General features: G+C 43.8%; 17 protein-coding genes. 3 read left to right on the plus strand and 14 right to left on the minus strand.

All coding sequences use genetic code 11. The features are described 5' to 3' along the window. Nucleotides 1-477 precede the first annotated feature (477 nt). The gene (locus E2B99_RS12820) at nt 478-1,440 is read left to right on the plus strand and encodes a CgeB family protein (RefSeq protein WP_134245485.1); all 963 of its coding nucleotides are present in this window, start codon (nt 478-480) and stop codon (nt 1,438-1,440) included. 4 nt (nt 1,441-1,444) lie between these two features. Here E2B99_RS12820 and E2B99_RS12825 read toward each other — a convergent pair whose 3' ends face one another. From E2B99_RS12825 to glnE, 12 genes are all read right to left on the minus strand, one after another. Next, the gene (locus tag E2B99_RS12825) at nt 1,445-2,446 is read right to left on the minus strand and encodes a glycosyltransferase family 2 protein (RefSeq protein WP_134245487.1); all 1,002 of its coding nucleotides are present in this window, start codon (nt 2,444-2,446) and stop codon (nt 1,445-1,447) included. 70 nt (nt 2,447-2,516) lie between these two features. Then, nucleotides 2,517-3,308: a glycosyltransferase family 2 protein gene (locus E2B99_RS12830; protein ID WP_134245489.1), complete on the minus strand. Its 792-nt coding sequence runs from the start codon at nt 3,306-3,308 to the stop codon at nt 2,517-2,519. Nucleotides 3,309-3,321: 13 nt separating this feature from the next. Continuing rightward, nucleotides 3,322-3,897: a dTDP-4-dehydrorhamnose 3,5-epimerase gene (gene rfbC, locus E2B99_RS12835; protein WP_134245491.1), complete on the minus strand. Its 576-nt coding sequence runs from the start codon at nt 3,895-3,897 to the stop codon at nt 3,322-3,324. Beyond that, on the minus strand, nt 3,894-4,784 hold the full coding sequence (gene rfbA / locus E2B99_RS12840) for a glucose-1-phosphate thymidylyltransferase RfbA (RefSeq protein WP_134245493.1): 891 nt from the start codon (nt 4,782-4,784) through the stop codon (nt 3,894-3,896). Before rfbA ends, rfbC begins: the two co-directional genes overlap by 4 nt. Then, complete coding sequence (rfbD, locus tag E2B99_RS12845; RefSeq protein WP_134245495.1) at nt 4,781-5,725, minus strand: dTDP-4-dehydrorhamnose reductase; 945 nt, start codon at nt 5,723-5,725, stop codon at nt 4,781-4,783. The genes rfbA and rfbD overlap by 4 nt, the downstream gene beginning before the upstream one ends. Then, nucleotides 5,725-6,795, minus strand: a complete 1,071-nt coding sequence (gene rfbB / locus E2B99_RS12850) for a dTDP-glucose 4,6-dehydratase (protein WP_134245497.1) — start codon at nt 6,793-6,795, stop codon at nt 5,725-5,727. Before rfbB ends, rfbD begins: the two co-directional genes overlap by 1 nt. A gap of 108 nt (nt 6,796-6,903) precedes the next feature. After that, nucleotides 6,904-7,968 (minus strand): ELM1/GtrOC1 family putative glycosyltransferase, encoded by a 1,065-nt coding sequence (locus tag E2B99_RS12855; protein ID WP_134245499.1) that lies wholly within the window; start codon nt 7,966-7,968, stop codon nt 6,904-6,906. Nucleotides 7,969-7,970: 2 nt separating this feature from the next. Continuing rightward, nucleotides 7,971-9,029 carry a glycosyltransferase gene (locus tag E2B99_RS12860; protein ID WP_240687834.1) on the minus strand — a complete coding sequence of 353 codons (1,059 nt, stop codon included), beginning with the start codon at nt 9,027-9,029 and terminating at the stop codon, nt 7,971-7,973. Nucleotide 9,030: 1 nt separating this feature from the next. Beyond that, entirely contained in the window at nt 9,031-9,852 is an 822-nt protein-coding gene (locus E2B99_RS12865; protein ID WP_134245501.1) for a polysaccharide deacetylase family protein, read from the minus strand. Nucleotides 9,853-9,880: 28 nt separating this feature from the next. Further along, a complete protein-coding gene (locus E2B99_RS12870; protein ID WP_134245503.1) occupies nt 9,881-10,840 on the minus strand; it encodes a mitochondrial fission ELM1 family protein in 960 nt (319 codons plus the stop codon). A 76-nt stretch (nt 10,841-10,916) separates the two neighbouring features. Then, nucleotides 10,917-11,843 (minus strand): branched-chain amino acid transaminase, encoded by a 927-nt coding sequence (locus E2B99_RS12875; RefSeq protein ID WP_134245505.1) that lies wholly within the window; start codon nt 11,841-11,843, stop codon nt 10,917-10,919. A gap of 83 nt (nt 11,844-11,926) precedes the next feature. Then, nucleotides 11,927-14,722 (minus strand): bifunctional [glutamate--ammonia ligase]-adenylyl-L-tyrosine phosphorylase/[glutamate--ammonia-ligase] adenylyltransferase, encoded by a 2,796-nt coding sequence (gene glnE / locus E2B99_RS12880; RefSeq protein WP_134245507.1) that lies wholly within the window; start codon nt 14,720-14,722, stop codon nt 11,927-11,929. A gap of 212 nt (nt 14,723-14,934) precedes the next feature. On the opposite strand from glnE, the gene E2B99_RS12885 reads away from it, so the two are divergent. Next, nucleotides 14,935-15,687 (plus strand): SIMPL domain-containing protein, encoded by a 753-nt coding sequence (locus E2B99_RS12885; protein WP_134245509.1) that lies wholly within the window; start codon nt 14,935-14,937, stop codon nt 15,685-15,687. A gap of 171 nt (nt 15,688-15,858) precedes the next feature. On the opposite strand, the gene E2B99_RS12890 is transcribed toward E2B99_RS12885, so the two are convergent. Both E2B99_RS12890 and tgt read right to left on the minus strand, forming a co-directional pair. Continuing rightward, a complete protein-coding gene (locus E2B99_RS12890) occupies nt 15,859-17,088 on the minus strand; it encodes a GAF domain-containing sensor histidine kinase (protein WP_134245511.1) in 1,230 nt (409 codons plus the stop codon). Nucleotides 17,089-17,337: 249 nt separating this feature from the next. Continuing rightward, a complete protein-coding gene (gene tgt / locus E2B99_RS12895; RefSeq protein ID WP_134245513.1) occupies nt 17,338-18,456 on the minus strand; it encodes a tRNA guanosine(34) transglycosylase Tgt in 1,119 nt (372 codons plus the stop codon). A gap of 209 nt (nt 18,457-18,665) precedes the next feature. Here tgt and E2B99_RS12900 point away from each other — a divergent pair, with 209 nt between their 5' ends. Continuing rightward, nucleotides 18,666-19,823: a DUF389 domain-containing protein gene (locus tag E2B99_RS12900; protein WP_134245515.1), complete on the plus strand. Its 1,158-nt coding sequence runs from the start codon at nt 18,666-18,668 to the stop codon at nt 19,821-19,823. The last annotated feature ends 12 nt before the right edge of the window (nt 19,824-19,835 follow it).

The following is a 19,835-nucleotide window of genomic DNA, read 5'->3' on the forward strand; positions in this document are numbered from 1 at the left end:
AATCACATAGTATCTTGAATTTGCTGCCAGATATCATCGGTAAGAAGAGTACGTGCCATTGAAAATATAGAAATAAAAATAACTCAAAGGAAGATCTTAAGTATGTAAAACCAATTCTTCAAATGAGCACACGCCCTAGATATTTTAAGTGATTCTGGTGAAATCTTTGGCAGCCTTCAATGGCATTAAATAATTGTAATGACGTGCGTACCACGCAAACCACTTTATCTTTTACCAACTGAGAATCAATATCAATCTATTAATTTTTGGAGAGTTTTAATGGCTTGCAGTGTATCGCTTTAAATCATGAGAAATGGTTTTTATATGTTTCAGGCCCTAAATAGTTAATGGGTTATAAACCATCAGGTCACTCATCATTTAATTGCTAGCTTATCGCAATAAGTATTCTTCAAAAGCTGCGTTAGCGGAATTGTTCTACGCTATAATGGGTTTTGCGCTTCAACTAAACTGTTAAACATGAGCAAACCTTCCATATTAGTCCTAGGCAAACGTGGCGGCATACTACAATGGTATGAGGGCTTACTAGATGCCAAAACGAGTCTTACTGATGTTCAGATTGATGGTTTTGCCCTTAATCACAATAACTGGCATGAACGGATTTTAAAAAAAATCCTAAAATTGAGCTATCAGAATCTGGATCATTACACGGCCAAATTGTTGGCTAGAAAAATTCAAAATACACAACCAGATATTATTTTAATTGCAGATCTATTTTATCTGAGTTTGCCCTTACTTGAAGTTTTACAACATGCGAAACCAAAGGCAAAAATTTATCATTGGATCGGTGATTTCTTTGATGAACGGCTAAAATTTAGCAGTCCGATAATTGACCAGTTTTTCTTTACTGACAGTAGCTTTCTGGATGATGCTCGTCAGATGGGAATTGATCAGGTTGCTTACTTGCCATTGGGGTTTAATCCGACTATTTTTTATCCTCCCAAAAATAACCTGACCCGTAAGGATGCCTTGCTATTTATTGGTGCCTGGTCGGAAAACAGGCAAGCATTTTTACAACAGATACAAGTTCCAGTAAATGTCTATGGAAAAGGATGGGATAAACTCAAATCCGATTATATTACGGCTCATCCGCATAACCTTGGCTTGAGTCAGGTTGCTGATTTATACCAACAATATAAATATGTGCTGAATATTATTAATCATAATAATACCCGCATAGGACTAAATATGCGCTGCTTTGAAGCAATAGGAGCGGGAGCGATTCTAGTAACAGAATACAGTAGCGACCTGCTCCATTGTTTCAACATTGAAAAAGATCTTATTTACTTCAATAATGCAGCAGAACTAAGCGGGAAAATGATAAGCAAGCCTGATATTGATACGCAAGCCAGTTGTAATAAAGCTCATTCAGAACATAGTTATGCTCAGCGTCTTATAACGATATCAAGTTATGATGGCTAATAATTTATTTACTTTGCAATTTATCCACTAAAAGCTTTATTGAACTAAAATAAAAAATTTGAAGGCATACTTTGATTAAAAAAAATGCATTGATTAACCAGTTATTAGTTAATGCCATTTTGATGTCATCCCCCAATTCTGTAAAAATATGTTTACGTATTTTATATGTGACCTGTTTTTTTAAATAAAAATTTTTCTGGTTCTCACTTTCTAATAATAATTTATAATTATTAATTTTCTTAAGAAAAATTATATAGCTATTATACATTGCAATAATCTGATTTCTACTATCAGTAACTTTGCTTGCGGCACTAAATTTTGCAATGACACTATTACTATGATAACGAAAATTATTTAATGGTAACGCATAATAAAATAAATCACCGACTGATAAAATCTTTAACCATACCTCCCAATCACCAGTAGTTTTTAGCTCTGGAATAGCACCACCTAAGCTTTGATAAACTTCTTTTTTAAATATTACGGCACTTGCATTAGGTACAGTGTTTTTATGAATTAAATATTTTTCAATATAATCTTGGCCATTCATAAAGAAGTTATTTTTGAAGTTTTGTTCTTGGTCTAAAGGATCCGCCCAATCCAACCATGTCCCTGTAATTTCATCATTATCATTCATACGATTTGATTGACAATAGGCTAAAACTAAATTTTTATTTTCCTCAAAAGGCTTTACTAGTATTTCTAATAATTTAGGATCGGCTGTATCATCCGATTCTGCAATCCATACTAACTCACCCGTCGCTAACTCTATTCCTTTATTCCATTGATAAAACGTAGAACCAGAATTTCTAGAATTATAAATAGTTTTGGTTATGCGTGGATGATGAATATAAGTTTCTATAATATCTCTACTATTATCTGATGAAAAATCATCAAGAATAATTACTTCAAAATTTTGATACGACTGATTTAAAATGCTATCTAATCTTTTTTTAAGAAATCGTGAATGATTGTAATTTGGAACAATAATAGAAACTTTAAGCATTTAAAAACTCATTAACCTAAGATAAATTTCATTAGATAATCTTAAATTATCAATTAACTAGAAAAATACATCACACTAATCTTTTTATTATTTTCATTATATATTTCCAGTTCATAACTAAATTTAAAAATGATGAATTAGAAATGTAAAAGCTAGAGCACATTGCCCATATTATTTGATTTTTCTTTCTTTGGCACTGCAATTTAATATATTTTTGCTGTATATCAAAGTAGCTTTGATTAACCTTCCCTGCACTTTTATGAAATATGTGAAAATCAATAACATAACTTTTAAGACCAAGCTGATAAGAATTCTGGCATAAGTCTGTTCCATAAAGATGAAAGCCTGTCATATTCGCTGTACAAGCTATATTTTGGCTAAGATTAATAATTAGAATATTTTCATCTAATGAATTAACTTCAGCAGGGAATAGCCCCTTTTTTATATCTTTACCATATGGATCTGTAATTCTTAATTTAACCTCGCCACTTCTGGTTTTCCCTGCATTGCCAGCCACTGCCCAGTTTGGGTCTAGCTGTTCAAGCTCTTCAATTCTTTGATCAAGGATAGTTCGGCTATCAAACTTGAATAAAATATCCTGATGACAAAAAATCAAATACTTACCACGTGCAGCCCGAATGGCCTTGTTAATACCGCTATAACCATCATATTGATTGGATTGCTTATTATCGAAATATAAAAACTCAACATCCGATCCGGCAAAACCAGCCTGGTTGGCACTTTCTACCATTTCCAGATATTCGTCATAGCGAGTAACCAGCGTGCAAAAACTAAAACGCTTACTAAACTCTTCCTGAGGATTTAAACATTGTAGTTCAGGATATTGCGTTAAAATTGTCATATCGTTTTTACCATTAAAACAGGGACTGAGCTTCAACTGCTTGAGCAAGTGTCAAGGCTTCCTGATCTTTGGGATGCACAATAAGCTGCATAGTGCTATCAATAGGCCATTCAATTGCCAGCTCAGGGTCACTCCATAACAAACTACGCTCAGCTTCTTTTGCATAGTAATTCGTGGTCTTATATAAGAACTGCGTATTGTCTTCCAGGGCAATAAAGCCATGGGCAAAACCCGCAGGAATCCAGAACTGGCGCATATTTTCAGCGCTTAGCTCTACTCCAATCCATTGGCCAAAAGTGCTTGAGTTGCGACGGATATCCACAGCCACATCCCATACTTTACCCTGAACCACACGAACCAGCTTACCTTGCGCATGTGGGTTTAGCTGATAATGCAGTCCACGCAGTACACCCTTATGTGAAAAGGAATGATTGTCCTGCACAAATACTGGAGCATCCAACTGATGAGCTGTAAGGGCTTTTTCAAAAGATTGCTGGTTAAAGCTTTCCATAAACCAGCCGCGCTCATCACTAAAAACCCGGGGTTCCAGAATGAGCAAATCCTTAATTTTTGTTTCGATCACATTCATGCTGGGTGATGCTCCGCATGTAGCTTTTGCAAATATTGCCCATAGCCAGTTTTCTTGAAATATTGCGCTCGGTCAAATAACTGCGCTGCGCTAATCCAGCCCTGATTAAAAGCAATTTCTTCCAGACAGGCAATTTTTAAGCCCTGACGGTGTTCTACTGTTTGCACAAAATGACCGGCTTCAAGCAGCGAATCATGTGTACCGGTATCCAGCCATGCAAAACCACGACCCAGTAGCTCAACATTTAATGCACCTTTTTCAAGATACACATTATTGACATCAGTAATTTCCAGCTCACCACGATGGGATGGCTTGATCTGGCGTGCAATATCCACCACGCTGTTGTCATAAAAATATAATCCAGTGACCGCATAACTGGATTTGGGCTTTTGCGGTTTTTCTTCAATGCTAATGGCCTGTCCCTGCTGGTCAAACTCAACCACACCAAAGCGCTCAGGATCATTCACATGGTAGCCAAACACGGTTGCTCCAGCTGTTCTGGCAGCTGCTCTAGCCAATTGGGTACTAAAGCTTTGGCCATAAAAAATATTATCACCCAGAATCAGGCAAACATTATCCTGCCCGATAAACTCCTCACCAATTAGGAATGCCTGAGCTAAGCCATCAGGTGAAGGTTGCACCTTATAGCTCAATTGAATACCAAAGTGAGAACCGTCGCCGAGCATTTTTTCAAAGCTCGGCAAGTCTTCTGGTGTTGAAATGATTAGGATTTCCTGTATCCCGGCCAGCATAAGTACTGACAACGGATAATAAATCATTGGCTTGTCATAAATCGGCAATAGCTGCTTGGAAACACCCATGGTAATCGGGTGTAAACGAGTCCCTGAACCACCCGCTAGAATAATACCTTTGCGCTTTAAACTCATTTTTCAGTTTTCCCTTCAATAATTTCTTGTAAAGTATGCAATACGCCCTGTTGCCAGTGTGGCAGCGTTAAACCAAACTGTTGCTCCAGTTTGCTAAGGCTGAGCCTTGAATTCAGTGGACGCTGGGCAGGCGTGGGATAAGCACTGGTATCAATTGGATTAACCTGTCTGATTTTCAGGGCATAACCTAAATAACTCGCTTGCTTAAAAATAAATTGAGCATAGTCATACCACGACACACTGCCCGCTGCGGTTAAATGATAAATACCAGATAACTGCGCAGGAGCCTGAGCATTTGCATAAGTTTTTAACGCATGTGCCGTAACATCAGCAATCAGGGCAGCTGACGTTGGCGCACCAATCTGGTCGTTAATAATATTAAGCTCTTCGCGTTCATATGCCAGACGCAGCATGGTTTTAATAAAATTATTACCGCGGGTGGCATAGACCCAGGATGTTCTGAAAATTAGAGCATTACAGCCACTTGCCAGAATGGCCAATTCCCCTGCCCGCTTGGTTTTACCGTAGATATTGAGTGGATCTGTAGAATCGTCCTCGCGCCGTGGCTGGGTTCCCTGCCCATCGAACACATAATCCGTGGAATAATGCACTAGCAATGCACTAATTTGCTGGCAAGCTTCAGTCATAGCCTTTACTGCCAAGTGATTAATCATATCGGCATCTTGTGCTGCTGATTCGGCTTTATCCACTGCCGTATAGGCTGCGGCATTTATGACAATATCAGGTTTGACGGTGGCAATAGTGGCACGAATCGCATCAATATTTGATAAATCACCGCATAAAATCGCTGTATGACCATGTGGTTGCTCTGCACCAAGCTGACTATGCCGATCCAGTGCAATCAGTTCACCTAATGGCGCCAAGGCACGTTGCAGCTCCCAGCCAACCTGACCATTTTTTCCAAATAAAAGTATTTTCATCAGTCGGCCTTGTATTGCTGGCTAATCCAGTTCTGGTATTCGCCACTTTTAACATGCTGCACCCAAGCTGTATTGTCCAGATACCACTGGACAGTCTTGCGCAAACCACTTTCAAAGGTTTCTTCCGGTATCCAGTTCAAATCCTGCTGTATTTTTGAAGCATCAATGGCATAACGCACATCATGGCCAGGGCGGTCTGTCACAAACTGAATTAAATCTTTATAATGGACAACACCTTGTGGTTTGTTCGGGGCCAGTTCTTCCAGCAGCTCACAAATGGCATGCACCACTTCAATATTCTGTTTTTCATTATGACCACCAATATTGTAGGTTTCGCCAACCTGACCTTGCGTAACGACTGTATATAGGGCACGTGCATGATCTTCGACATAGAGCCAGTCCCTGATCTGGTTGCCTTTGCCATACACGGGCAGTGGCTTTCCTTCCAATGCATTTAGAATAATCAGGGGAATCAGTTTTTCAGGGAAGTGATAAGGGCCATAATTATTAGAACAATTGGTAATCAGCACTGGCAAGCCATAAGTACGATGCCATGCACGTACCAGATGGTCAGAACTGGCCTTACTAGCAGAATATGGAGAACTTGGTGAATATGGGGTCTGCTCGGTAAACAGGTCAGTTGTCCCTTCCAGATCACCATACACTTCATCGGTTGAAATATGATGAAACTTGAAAGACTGCTGACGCTCCGGATCAAGGGCTGCCCAATATTGGCGAGCTACCTCAAGCAATTGATAAGTGCCTACAATATTAGTTTCAATAAAAGCAGCCGGGCCAGAAATGGAACGGTCAACATGCGACTCCGCAGCCAGATGCATTACTGCATCAGGCTGGTACTGTGCAAATATCTGTTTTAAATGTTCACCATCACAAATATCAGCCTGAATAAACTGATAGCGGGAACTTGTGGAAACCAAATTAAGTGATTCCAAATTGCCAGCATAGGTCAACTTGTCAATATTAAGCACATGATCTTGCTTATTTTTAATAATATGGCGTATAACGGCTGACCCGATAAAGCCAGCGCCCCCAGTAATTAATAGCTTCATAATCTTTTTGCATTGTTAACGAAATCAATAGTTGGATTATTGTAATAGAGTCTGTTTTTAAAATCTTGAATAAATAAACACAATAAATTACTTTTTATGTTTTTGAATTTATTTTTCTAGTGCACCTTGCAGCTTATCAGCCAATTTTTTAAGCGGCTCCTGCTCTAAGGGCTTGAGCTGCAAAATATTACCACCACATTGTTTAAGGGTTGAAACACTGGTTTGCACTACCAGTTTTTGCTGCTGCAAGCGATTCATTGCATTTTGAAAATTCTGATCGGGCGCAAAATGCCGTGGAATCACTGCCACGACCGGACGCATGGCACTCACTGCCTCCATAATCATGGACATGGAATCTATGGTGCAATACACCACCTGACTTAAACCCAGATAACTGGAAGTCACAGGCCGCGGTTTCTCAGACCACCACACTGCATCTATCACATGAACAGGATTTAAATATTGCTTTAAAATTTGTTCAGCATTGGCACCAGTACGACGTGATGTGGTGATAAGCCATTGAATATGATGCTGTGCAGCCAGCGCATTCATTTGCAGCGCCAGATTAGACCAGTCACTGTCCTGATAATGCGCACCTGCGCCATCTCCACCAATCAGCATGGCCCACAACGGCTTTTCAGATTGGTGCTGTCCGTGTTGATGCTGTTCAGCCAGCCATGCTTCAGCAGCTTTTTTAAGCAAAGCCTGGCTAATGGGCATGGGGGAAGTTTGCAGGCTAATAAACGGCGCTTGGGTACTTGGCTCAAGAATCAATACCGCATTAAAGAGTTCAGGCTTTAACTGGCGCAACGATCCTGCAAAAATGGTTTTTGCAGCAAAGGCCCGCCCGAGCCATGCGACGGCAAACATGCTTTTGCCGCCTGCACCAATTACGATATCAGGTTTTTCATGGGGTAACTGCCCCCGGTAAAAAAAGGGCAACATGGCAATTGATGGCTTGGTCTGCTTGATCAGCCAGTGATTAAGCAACCAGCTTAAAACACGCCGGTAAATTCCGCTTTTCAGGCGCAATTCAACCCACTCAACCTTAAGGGAATATAATTGCTCCAACGCCAGCAAAATGCCTTTGGACTGGTTAAAATGCCCCGGAATTCCATCACTGATGACCCAAATTATTTTTAGGGGCTTAGCATCTGGCCTAGCTATAGTCATGTTTACTGTGGCGTCCCTTGCTTTAAAACGCTTAAATCCAGTTCCTGATAGACAGCAATAGTGTTGTCCAGCATGGCATCAAAACTTAAATGATCTTGTGCAAATTGATAAACTGGTTGAGTTAGTTTATTTAAAGTAGGCATATCTGACAGGTAAGTTGTCAGCAATTCATGCAGGGCTGTGACATTGTCAGCTTCGCAAATCAGTACTTGAGGCAGAACTTCAGCTACCATTCCTACATTGGTTGAGAGCACTGGCGTTCTGGTTAATAAAGCTTCTGCCAGTGTATAAGGCCCGCCCTCATGACGTGATGAAATAATAAACACATCAGACTGCGCCAGTAAGGCTGGAATATCATCACGATAACCCAATAGCTTAATCTGGTCCTGTAAACCCAGACGCTGTATTTGCTGGGTCAGTGCCTGATAATCTGGGCCATCTCCCACGATGTGAAGCGTGGCGTCAATGCCTTGCCATGCGTCAATCAGTAGATCAAAACCCTTGACGGGCACCAAACGGCCAACTGCCAGTGCCTGAACTGCCTGATGCGATCTTTCTTGCACGCTATCAGCATTTAATACCCTTGGCATCGTCACTCCATTGAGCACGACCCGTACTTTATCCTGCTGTTTAAATTGTGCGGCGACTTGCCGGCTTACTGCAATAATGCGGTTAAATGGCGCACATAGATTAACTTTGCTCTTTTTATTATGCATTGTGACTACACTAGGAACTTTAAGCCATTTAAGCATTGGCGCGACCATACTTGCTGCCTTGTTGGCATGTACATGCAGGACGTCTGGCTGGCTTTTTTTAATAGCCTGATAAAGTTGCCATAACACCAGTGGATTGCGGCGGCTTTGGCTTAAATCCACCGCCAGAAACTGGATGTCCTTACTAAGACGTTGTTCATATTTGGCATGTGCAATAACAGTAACTATATAACCACGGTCTGCCAGCCCATTGCTCAGCTCAACCACATGCTTTTCCAGCCCACCTTCTTCATCGCCAGCCATAACCATTGTAATTCTGGGAGTGGTTTTAATGACAGGTTTGTTCATGCTACAGGCCTCGCTGACCAGTCCGGATGCGGCATTTAAAGGCCAGCATATTATCTTTACCACTGACTTTAATACGTTTTAACTGCAAAAAATCCGGCTTGGGCAATAGCTCATCAACGCCCTCAACCGTTGTAACTGCAGTCAGGTAACCTGCCTGATCAGCAGCTTCAACATCAGCCTTGCTATAAATACCAAACGGATAAGCAAAGCTGTTAATGGCCTGTCCGGTTTGCTGTTGCAAGATATAGCGTGATTCGGTCATTTCCTGAAGACGCTGCTGGTCATCAATGGCAGCCAGATTGGCATGGGTTAAGGTGTGTGAACCAATTTCAATCAGGCCACTATCCACCAGTTGCTTGATTTGCAGATCTGTCAATTTGGTTTCGCGTGCCAGCTCTCCAGTATTATGATGGGCTTTTTTATAACTGGACCAGTCACGCTCATGCCGATCAACCACCACATAAATGGTGGCAGAGGCATTGTATTTTTTTAGGATAGGTAGTGCATTACGCAGGTTATCTTCATAACCATCATCAAAAGTGATCGCCACGGTTTTATCTGGATGTTTGCCCCAGTTGGCACAAAGCTGATGCATGGTGACAAAGTGAAATCCCTGCTCGCTTAGCCATTTCACCTGTTGTTCAAAATGGGCTGGGGTAACCCGCAACTTGTTAAACTTGGCTCCAGGAATATGCTCGCGTACCATGTGATACATCAGGATACGCGGGCGATTCCAGTTTAAGTGCGGACGCCACCAGGCATAACGATAGCTAAACCAGCCTAGGCCAACAATAACGATAAAAAAAACAATCCAGACGCTCATGGTTGATGATTTGCCCTATAAATGGGAATTAGCCTTGTAAATGGTGAATCAGCCAGCGCGCTGCACGGTCCGCTTCATTCAAGGTGATAGTATGCCCTGAATCAATGGCCTTTTTACTTAAGCTCTTGACCAGCCCTTGCGCCAATAGATCATCCACAGCGCAGGTAATTCGATCCTGTTTAAGACGTGGCATTTGAATCAGGTGTACTTCACAGCCCGCAGTGAGCGCCTCATAGAGCATGGATACACTGTCTTCAGTCACCCATACTACACTGGCCAGTTGCAGTTGTTCAAATAACCAGCCTGTTGGAGTCTGCTCAACCGGATACACAGTGACCTGCGGATACTGCGCTGTACTAAGCTTTTTTAAAAATTCCTGCTGCAGGAATTCAGAGGGGGTACGGCGCGACGTGGTTAAAATCAGCTGTTCATCAGCATGTTGCTGAGCTATGACCTGTTGCACCACTTGCTGCAACTGGATAATCAATCCAGCTTCTGACCAGCCATGCCGTTTGGAAGGCCCGCCAATTAAAATCAGGTTGCGGCCAGATTGATGGCGTTTCTCATTCACTAGCGGATTTAATACGCCTTCTGTTACCAGTATGCCAGGCTTAACAGGTGGATGGTCATGGCGTGGAATAATCAGGTAGTCAAACCAGCCTACAGGCAAACTGGGTTGCATTAAAATCAGCGACTTCACATGATGGTTTTTGTGGCGCAGAATTTTTTTGATGAGAAGCACTTTCCAGTGCGTGCGGTGCCCTACGCCAGTAATCAGGTCAGGGATGGGCAAGAGAGTTAAAATTGCAGGTAAGCGCTTGAATAACCAGAAGCTAAGCCAGCAGGTTATCAAGGTAAGTAAGGATAGCTGCTGCACTACAATTTCAGTCAAATGAACTGGACAGGATTGCCGTTTAAGTCCAGCAGTCAAGCCCAACATTTGTGCCCGGTGGCCTGCCTTGCCATCACTGATATACCAGATTTGCATGACTTTTTTACCTGCCTAAAACCAAAAAACCCAACCTATCCGGTTATAAATCCAGACAGGTTAGGTTTTTAAGGATTTAAGCAACCGGTGTTAACCAGTGACGGTATTTTTCAACTTTTCCAGTCACTGCATCAAAGAAGATTTTTTGCAGTTTTTCAGTAATTGGCCCACGCACACCTGTACCAATCGGACGATCATCATACTCACGGATTGGAGTAACTTCTGCAGCCGTACCGGTAAAGAAGGCTTCATCGGCAATATAGAATTCGTCACGGGTAATGCGACGCTCAATCACCTGAAGACCTTCGTCATACGCAATCTGGATAATGGTTTGACGGGTAATACCATCCAGGCCACCACAGGCCAGATCCGGTGTGTGCAATACACCATCCTTGACCAGAAATACGTTTTCACCTGCGCCCTGACAAACAAAGCCCTGCGGGTCCAATAGCATGGCTTCATCATAGCCTGCCGTAGTGACTTCCTGATTGGCCAGAATGGATACTGGATAGTTACCCACCGCTTTGGCTTTACACATGGTGATGTTTGGCTGGTGATGGGTAAATGAAGAGGTTTTGACACGGATGCCTTTTTCCATCCCTTCAGCACCCAGATAGGCACCCCACGGCCATGCAGCAACAGCCACATGTACCTGATTATTTTTGGCGGCAATGCCCAGTTTTTCCGAACCAATCCACGCAATTGGACGCAAATAGCAGGATTTCAGGCTATTTTCCCGCACGACTGCTTTTTGTGCTTCCATCAGCGTGTCCAGATCATAGGTCACTTTCATCTGGAAAATCTTGGCAGAATTTAACAGGCGCTGGGTATGCTCGCGCAGTTTAAAAATGACAGTGCCCTGCTCGGTTTCATAGGCACGCACACCTTCAAACACGCCCATGCCATAATGCAGGGTGTGGGTTAACACATGAACTTTTGCATCGCGCCAGTCAACCAGTTTACCATCATGCCAAATTAGACCATCACGTTCAGCCATACTCACGGCGTTGTTACTCCAAATTTTTACAAGAATTCTTTAAAAGCCCAGATATAAGCCTTTGTTTGAAAATGCAGAAGGACAAGCATTTAATCATCCATTCCAGCAATAGCGGCTGGATCAATCAAACGTTGCCATAGCGTGCAAACGACCTTGCGGGTCTCAAACCAATCGGCAGCCTGAACTTGCATGGATTGCTGGGCAAGGGCTAACCGGTGGCTGGTCGTACGTTCGCGCAGGTACGCAGCAGTCAGGGCATCAGCATCGCTACGGGATAAGCAGCCTGCTGTTGCCGTGTCATCAAGGATACGTACATTATCGGAGAAACGGGCGAGATCTGGATTCGTCCCGCTCCAAGCGAGCACTGCATACTGTGCCATAAATTCAATATCAACGATACCACCTGCGTCCTGTTTTAAATGAAAAATCCCGGCTTTTTGCTGATCACTGCTTGAACCCAAATGATCTTTCATTTTCTGGCGCATACTTTTAACTTCCTGCCGTACCATTGCTTCATCACGTGGACGCGTCAGGATTTGATGACGGATTTGTTCAAAACGCTGCCTGACCAAGGCATCTCCGGCAATACTGCGCGCCCTGACCAATGCCTGATGCTCCCACAGCCAGGCACTTTTTTCCTGATAATGCGCAAAGGCGTTCAGGCTCGATACCAGCACACCAGCTTGCCCGGATGGCCGTAACCTCGTATCGACTTCATAAGCACGCCCATCCAGGGTTTGCGTGGTCAGCAGCGACATTAGTTTCTGCGCCACCTTGACACAAAATTCCATGCCGCTAATGGATTTTTTACCATCCGTATCGGATTGCTCATCCACATCATGTAAAAACACCAGATCAAGGTCTGAGCCATAGCCCAGTTCAATACCGCCCAGCTTGCCATAGCCCACAATGGCAAACGCAGGAGCGTCCAGTGTCAGGCTTTCGCCATTACTCCGTTTGGGCAGGCCATGCCGCGCATAGACACTGTCCAGCGCCAGGTGCAAACTGGCCTGTAATACCACTTCAGCAATATCGGTTAATGCATCTGACACTTTCATCAAGGGACGCTCGGCGAGCACATCGCTGGCTGCCACAGCCAACACCTGACTTTTCTTGAATAAGCGCAGTACCCGCATTTGCTCTTCAATATCATCCCGCTCCACCCGTAATAACAACTGGCGCAGGTTATCCTGCAAGTCATGGCGCGATGGCAAATCAAAATCCGTGGATAAGAACTCATCAAGCAACACAGGATAATGGGTTAATTCCTCAGCAATCCATGGGCTTACCGAAACAATATCAACCAGCCTTTGTAAAGCACCCTGATTTTCAACCAGCATCACTAGATACACACTGCGCCGTAAAATACTTTCAATCAGGGGAATTAACCGCGTTAAAGCCAGTTGAGGTTTTTGTTTTTTTAATAAAATACGGATTAGCGCAGGCCAAAAGGCATCCAGCCGCAAGCGTGCATTTTCAGGCAGCTTTTTAATGGCACTGCTGTTCCAGAAGTTTTGCACCAGTTGCCATGTGGCTTCATCAATTTTTTGCTGCAAGGCAAGCAGTGATTCCGAATCATTATGATCTTCCAGTGTTTCTGAACGATCATTAATTAACTGGGCAAACTGCTGGCTCACCACTTGCCGCACCTGCTGGAGCTGCTCTAAAAATGCAGACCAGTCCTTAAAGTGAAGGATTTGGGTAATACGTGCCTGAATCTCAGGCTGGGTGGGCAAAAGCTGCGTTTGCTGGTCGTCGATGGCCTGAATCGCATGTTCCAGACGCCTTAAAAACAGGTAACTGTCCTGCAAGGCATTTACATCGACTGGCGCAATTAAGCCTGCCTCACCTAGCCGCTGCAAGGCAGTCAGGCAGTGCTTAACCCGCAGTTCGCGTCGTGCGCCACCATAAATCAGCTGGAACACCTGCACGATAAATTCAATTTCACGAATACAACCAGCGCCCAGCTTAATATCGTCTTCACTATCGCGCCGCTGTACTTCACGCTCAATCATGGCTTTCATGTCACGCATGGCTGCAATTGCGGTGTAATCCACATAGCGTCGATAAACAAAAGGCCGGGTCATGTCCATTAGCAGTTGCCCGGCTTTACCACCAGTAATGCCACGCGCCTTGATCCAGGCATAGCGCTCCCACTCACGGCCATGCTGTGCCAGATAACGCTCCAGTGCGGCATGGCTAATGGCCAGCGCACTGCCATCACCCCAGGGCCGCAGGCGCATATCCACCCGGAATACAAAGCCATCGGCAGTCACCTGATCCAGCATACGAATCACACTTTGCCCCCATTGAATACAAAACTGCTGGTTATCAATGGACTTGCGCCCATTGGTAGCCCCTGCTTCATCAAAGGCAAAAATCAGGTCAATGTCACTGGACAGGTTTAACTCCTGTGCACCCAGTTTGCCCATGCCAATCACAATTAAATCCTGAACCTGTCCGTTTTCCTCCCCAATCGGCTCGCCATAACGGGCGATTAAGGGCTGTTTGGCCAGTTTTACCGCTGAGACAATGCAGGCATCCGCAAAATCAGACAGTTCACGAGTCAGTTGAATCACGTCAGTTAAATCATTGGCATCCTGCCATATCCAGCGCAACATCAAGCGGGCGCGCAATTGCCGGGCTTTTTTCATCCACAGGCTTTCTTCAGAACAGGAGTCCAGCGTTTGCTGCACCAGCATGTTGATCTGTTCGGTGGTTAAGAGCGGTAGAAACTGGTCAATGGCATAATCCTGCATCCACACATCCGGCAACTGCTGCATCACCTGCCGGGCATAATTGCTGGCCAGCAGCGTGCGTTCGTATTGCTCCGAATTAACCAATCCTATGCTTCGAGATTGATCTGCCTGTTGAATATCTGCCATGCTGTTTCCTTGCTTCATTAGAATTACTGCTCAATACTGCCAATCAGTCCTGCCAGTGAATTATGCGTAGTAACTGCTTCATAGTGAATCATTTACTACAAAACTGCACCCTGCCACTGTATTGCTTACCCTAAATCAATGCTATATCTGCCATAACTTAATGTTAAATCCCGTTTTATCACGAATAACACCAATTCCTTACAGGAAAAATCATGAATCAGCCTAGCCATCGTTCTTCCCTACTCCCTTATATAACACTGGGCGCATTACTGGCACTGGGTTTTATTATTTCAGCATGGATTTTGGCTCATAGTGCCAAGCAGGTGGCAAGCTCGCGTGAAAGCATTACCGTCAAAGGCACCGCTGAAAAAGCAATCAAGGCAGACCGGGCACTCTGGAGTATCAGTATTACAGCCTATGGGGCAAACGTCGCCGAGGCATTGCCGCAGCTTCAGCAAAATGTGGCACAGGTTAAAAGCCAGTTACTGGCCTCAAAACTTATAAATAGCAGTCAGTTGCAGCAATACGACTGGACGTCAGAACCGGTTTACCAGCGTGATGAACAACGAAATGAAAACCGGATTGTGGGTTATACACTCACGCAGCGTCTGGGCGCCGTATTTAATGATGTCAGTATTCCAGAAAAATTAAATGCACAGGTTAACCAGATGATTATTAATGGCCTGAGCATTGAGCGCAATGACACGCAATATCTGGTGACCAATATTGAGGGGATTAAACTATCCCTGATTGCAGCAGCTACCAAAAATGCCCATGATCGGGCGCTTGAATTTGCCAAAAGCGGTGAGGTAACAGTGGGTACTATGCGCTCTGCCTCGCAGGGCGTATTTCAGATCAATGCCCCATTGTCTACTGGTTCTGATGAATATGGCGGCGAATATAACACCACTACCATTGATAAAATGGCGCGTGTGGTTGTTACGGTTAATTATGGAATTCAATAATCTGTTCTTGCATCAACTTCACTGCAATAACACTGCTTTGACCAACCCAATAGCTTGAGCTGGTCAAAGCAGAGAAAAATTCAGGTTTTTAGTATAAATTCTTTGATGACAAGGGCTGCCTAATACATAGAAACTTGATATATAGCAGTTTAGGCCATACCGAATCGCTAATTAGCAAATCGGTGGTTTATACGGGATCATAATGGTAAAGGTAGTGCCTTCATTGGGCTTGGAATTAATTTCAATCCGGCCATTATTCTTTTCCACAAACTGACGACATAGCAGCAAGCCCAGACCAGTACCCTTCTCACCATCGGTACCCTTGATGCTTTTGGGTTGCTGGCGCATAAAGAACTCCCGGATTTGCTCTTCAGGCATACCAATGCCCGTATCGCGTACAGCAATATGGATTTCCTCATTTACCTTGTGCGCAGACAGATAAACATGCCCACCGCTAGGGGTAAACTTGATGGCATTGGAGGTCAGATTTTGCAGCACTGATGTCATCATGTTCAGGTCAACATGCACAGTTAACCGGGGATCAGCATCATTATGCAGGATTACATTTTTCTTTTGTGCCATTGCACCCAGCACTTCAAACACAGTCTGGAAGACCTGTTCAATCTGCACATCCTGCGGACGATAAATAATCGCACCGCCTTCTGACATGGCCCATTGCAGCAGGTTTTCCAGCAAGCGGAATGTGGCATGCGCCGTGCTGCGCAAATAGCCTACAATGTCCCGAATGCCTTTTTCATCAAGGTCTTCGATTTCAGTTTCCAGTACTTCGGAAAAGCCTAAGATACCATGGAAAGGCGCACGCAGGTCATGCGCAATAATTGAGAAAAATTTATCCTTGTTAAAATTAATTTCTTTAAGCTTTTCGTTGGAAACCTCAAGCGCACGGTGCGACTTGCGTAGTTCCAAGTGCACCATGACCTGATGGGCAAGAATGCGTAACGCCTCAATCTGACTTGGTTCCAGCTTGCGTGGCTTGGAATCCTGAATACATAGTGTTCCCAGTATCTGCCCATCACTGGTTTTTAGCGGCGCACCGGCATAAAAGCGCACGTTCAGGTCGCCATTTAAAGTGGGATTATCGACAAAGCGTTCATCAAGGCTGGTGTCTTCCACAATAAAAACGTCTGGCTGCAAGATGGCATGGCTGCAAATACTAAACTTGCGGTCTACTTCTGCGCCGCGCTCTACGCCATGTGCCGACTTGAACCAGCTTCGCTTGTCATCCAGCAAACTAATAATGGAAATAGGGACATTGCAAATACTGGCAGCCAGCTGAACCAGATCATTAAAGCACTCTTCATCCTCAGTATCCATAATCTGATACTGATTCAAGGCATACAGGCGTTCAGGTTCGTTGCTTGGCAACTCAGCCTCGATCATATTGCAATTCCTCAAAATGGTTTATCTGGTGCTGCGTAGTGATTTACGTCTTGTTATACCTTCCTCTGATAAGACTCATATCTTAACATTTAATCAATAAAACTTCATAAAAAAAATATAAGCCTACATTTTTAAAGTCTTTGATTTTAAAATGCAACATTATATGGCCCTTGTGTAAAAGGCCATATCATAGAAGCTATTTTAATATGCATGTGAAAAGCATTTTAGGATTTAAGTAACTGATTGTCCTTATTCAGCCATTTCCGGTACAGATAATCCACGACGCTGATAGAAATCGATGACAAACGCATCAAACTCGTTGATTTCGATTGATTCACGGATCATTTGCATCAGACGCTGGTAGTAGCGCAAGTTATGAATTGTACCCAGCATCGCGCCCAGCATTTCTCCACATTTGTCCAGATGATACAAATAAGCGCGGGTAAAATTGCGGCAGGTGTAACAATCGCAGTGCGGATCCAGTGGATTCATGTCATGCCGATACTGGCTGTTGCGAATCCGCACAATGCCATCAGTAATAAAATAATGGCCATTACGGGCATTACGGGTTGGCATGACACAGTCAAACATATCCACACCACGGCGTACCGCTTCCACGATATCTTCTGGCTTGCCCACGCCCATCAGGTAACGCGGTTTGTCTTCCGGTAGTTTGGTTGGCAGGTAATCCAAAATCTTGATCATGTCCTCTTTCGGCTCACCAACCGACAGGCCACCAATGGCATAGCCATCAAAACCAATTTCAGTCAGCCCATCCAGTGATTGCTGACGCAGTTCCGGATACATACCGCCCTGCACAATGCCAAAAAGTGCATTCGGGTTGCCTTCAAACGCATCCTTACAGCGCTTGGCCCAGCGTAGCGACATTTGCATGGAAGTTTGCGCCTCGCTATAAGTGGCTGGATAAGGCGTGCATTCATCAAAAATCATCACAATATCGGAATTCAGTACCCGCTGGATTTCCATTGATTTTTCAGGAGAAAGGAAAATTTTGGAACCATCAATGGGTGAACGGAACGTCACACCCTCTTCCTTGATTTTACGCATGGCACCAAGACTAAATACCTGAAAGCCACCTGAGTCAGTCAGAATCGGTTTATCCCATTTCACAAAATCATGCAGGCCGCCGTGTTCCTTGATGACTTCAAGGCCGGGACGCAACCATAAATGAAAGGTGTTACCCAGAATAATATGAGCACCAATATCTTCAATATCGCGCGGTAGCATGCCTTTTACAGTGCCGTAGGTTCCTACGGGCATAAATGCCGGTGTTTCTACTACACCATGATTTAATGTTAAACGACCACGACGTGCACGCCCGGTTTGGGCAAGTTTTTCAAATTTCATGAATTAACCTAAATGAATCCAGCGAAGAAACAGTTCACCGATTTTTAAACGACTTTCAAAATCAGGCGTCTATTGTCGTTGATTATACAAAGAAGTGCTAGCACCTCTATTTTAGAGCAGGCAATATTAATAACGTTTAGGCATTTAAAATTAGCGTGTCTTTATCAAGTTAATAGTACTTTATTGCATATTCAGGTAAATGATTAAATATGTCCCAAAACGATGAAAAGATTGGTAATAAAAATGACGCTGATCCCACTATTATCATTTCTGATAATCCGCACCAGGATAAATATGAAATATTAAAAGAGAAATTGCGCTATAAGCAGGCCAAACGTGAAAATAATAAAAAGATAGATCACAAGCAAGTACGGCTGAATATTCAGGCTAATGCCCTGCCCAGCAAAACTTTCTTTATTATGAATACACTGGCAGGCATCATTGCAGGCTATGGCTTACTTGCCAACTCACCAGCGGTAGTGATTGGAGCCATGCTGGTGGCAATGATGACTGGGCCAATTTCCGGTATTGCCCTAGCCCTGATTGATAATCGCATGATCCTGCTGGGTACATCCTTAAAAACCCTGCTTGGCGGAATTGGCCTACTGGCGGCGGTAGGTATCTTGCTGGGTATTATTCACGATAACATGCCCATCAGTGCAGAAATACTGGCACGTACAAGCCCAAATTTTATGGATTTAATGGTTGCACTGGCTGGCGGCGCTGCTGGGGCATTTGCATCAATTTCAACACGCTTGTCAGTGGCAGTGGTTGGTGTAGCAGTAGCCACTGCTCTGGTGCCGCCTTTGGTTGCGATGGGTATTTTGCTGGCACATTTTGAATGGAAACTGGCGCTGGGCGCATTTATTCTGGTTTTTACCAATATGGTGGCGATTCAGTTTAGCTCATCACTGGTGTTATGGATTGCAGGTTTTCGCCGGGTAACTGATAAAGAAGCTGATAAAAGTGCGCTGGCTTTTATCAAACGCAATGTTATTAGCCTGATCATGCTCGGGTTCTTGACAGTTTATCTCGGCTTAAATTTGCTAGGCACGGTTGAAAAGCAACATTATCAGGCATCTACGACCAAGCATCTTCAGGTTTTATTTTCCAAGCAGAACAACGTCATTGAGCAAGTACAATATATTCCCTATAACAATTTCATGCTCATCCGAGTGATGCTGCAAGGCGATATTGCCCCCAGCAAGCAGGAAGTACTTGCAGCCCAAAAAAGCATTGCACCCGGCAAGGATGGCCTGCCCGTTAAGCTTCAGGTACGCTTTTCACCGGTAACTATTGTGCAGCCTGAGTTGCTGGATGATTTATCACTCACCTCTACCGAGGCTGATTCGCTGGCACAGCAATAGCTGAGTTAGCTC

This window comes from Alkanindiges illinoisensis (assembly GCF_004377485.1).
GTDB classification, from domain to species: Bacteria; Pseudomonadota; Gammaproteobacteria; order Pseudomonadales; family Moraxellaceae; genus Alkanindiges; species Alkanindiges illinoisensis_A.

Coding starts and splice junctions, on each gene's coding strand:
- E2B99_RS12890 (WP_134245511.1), bottom strand. CDS start 17,088: ATGATCGAGGCTGAGTTGCCAAGCAACGAACCTGAACGCCTGTATGCC.
- rfbD (WP_134245495.1), bottom strand. CDS start 5,725: ATGAAAATACTTTTATTTGGAAAAAATGGTCAGGTTGGCTGGGAGCTG.
- rfbB (WP_134245497.1), bottom strand. CDS start 6,795: ATGAAGCTATTAATTACTGGGGGCGCTGGCTTTATCGGGTCAGCCGTT.
- E2B99_RS12825 (WP_134245487.1), bottom strand. CDS start 2,446: ATGCTTAAAGTTTCTATTATTGTTCCAAATTACAATCATTCACGATTT.
- E2B99_RS12885 (WP_134245509.1), top strand. CDS start 14,935: ATGAATCAGCCTAGCCATCGTTCTTCCCTACTCCCTTATATAACACTG.
- rfbA (WP_134245493.1), bottom strand. CDS start 4,784: ATGAGTTTAAAGCGCAAAGGTATTATTCTAGCGGGTGGTTCAGGGACT.
- E2B99_RS12870 (WP_134245503.1), bottom strand. CDS start 10,840: ATGCAAATCTGGTATATCAGTGATGGCAAGGCAGGCCACCGGGCACAA.
- glnE (WP_134245507.1), bottom strand. CDS start 14,722: ATGGCAGATATTCAACAGGCAGATCAATCTCGAAGCATAGGATTGGTT.
- E2B99_RS12820 (WP_134245485.1), top strand. CDS start 478: ATGAGCAAACCTTCCATATTAGTCCTAGGCAAACGTGGCGGCATACTA.
- E2B99_RS12860 (WP_240687834.1), bottom strand. CDS start 9,029: ATGAACAAACCTGTCATTAAAACCACTCCCAGAATTACAATGGTTATG.
- E2B99_RS12900 (WP_134245515.1), top strand. CDS start 18,666: ATGTCCCAAAACGATGAAAAGATTGGTAATAAAAATGACGCTGATCCC.
- E2B99_RS12855 (WP_134245499.1), bottom strand. CDS start 7,968: ATGACTATAGCTAGGCCAGATGCTAAGCCCCTAAAAATAATTTGGGTC.
- E2B99_RS12865 (WP_134245501.1), bottom strand. CDS start 9,852: ATGAGCGTCTGGATTGTTTTTTTTATCGTTATTGTTGGCCTAGGCTGG.
- rfbC (WP_134245491.1), bottom strand. CDS start 3,897: ATGAATGTGATCGAAACAAAAATTAAGGATTTGCTCATTCTGGAACCC.
- tgt (WP_134245513.1), bottom strand. CDS start 18,456: ATGAAATTTGAAAAACTTGCCCAAACCGGGCGTGCACGTCGTGGTCGT.
- E2B99_RS12830 (WP_134245489.1), bottom strand. CDS start 3,308: ATGACAATTTTAACGCAATATCCTGAACTACAATGTTTAAATCCTCAG.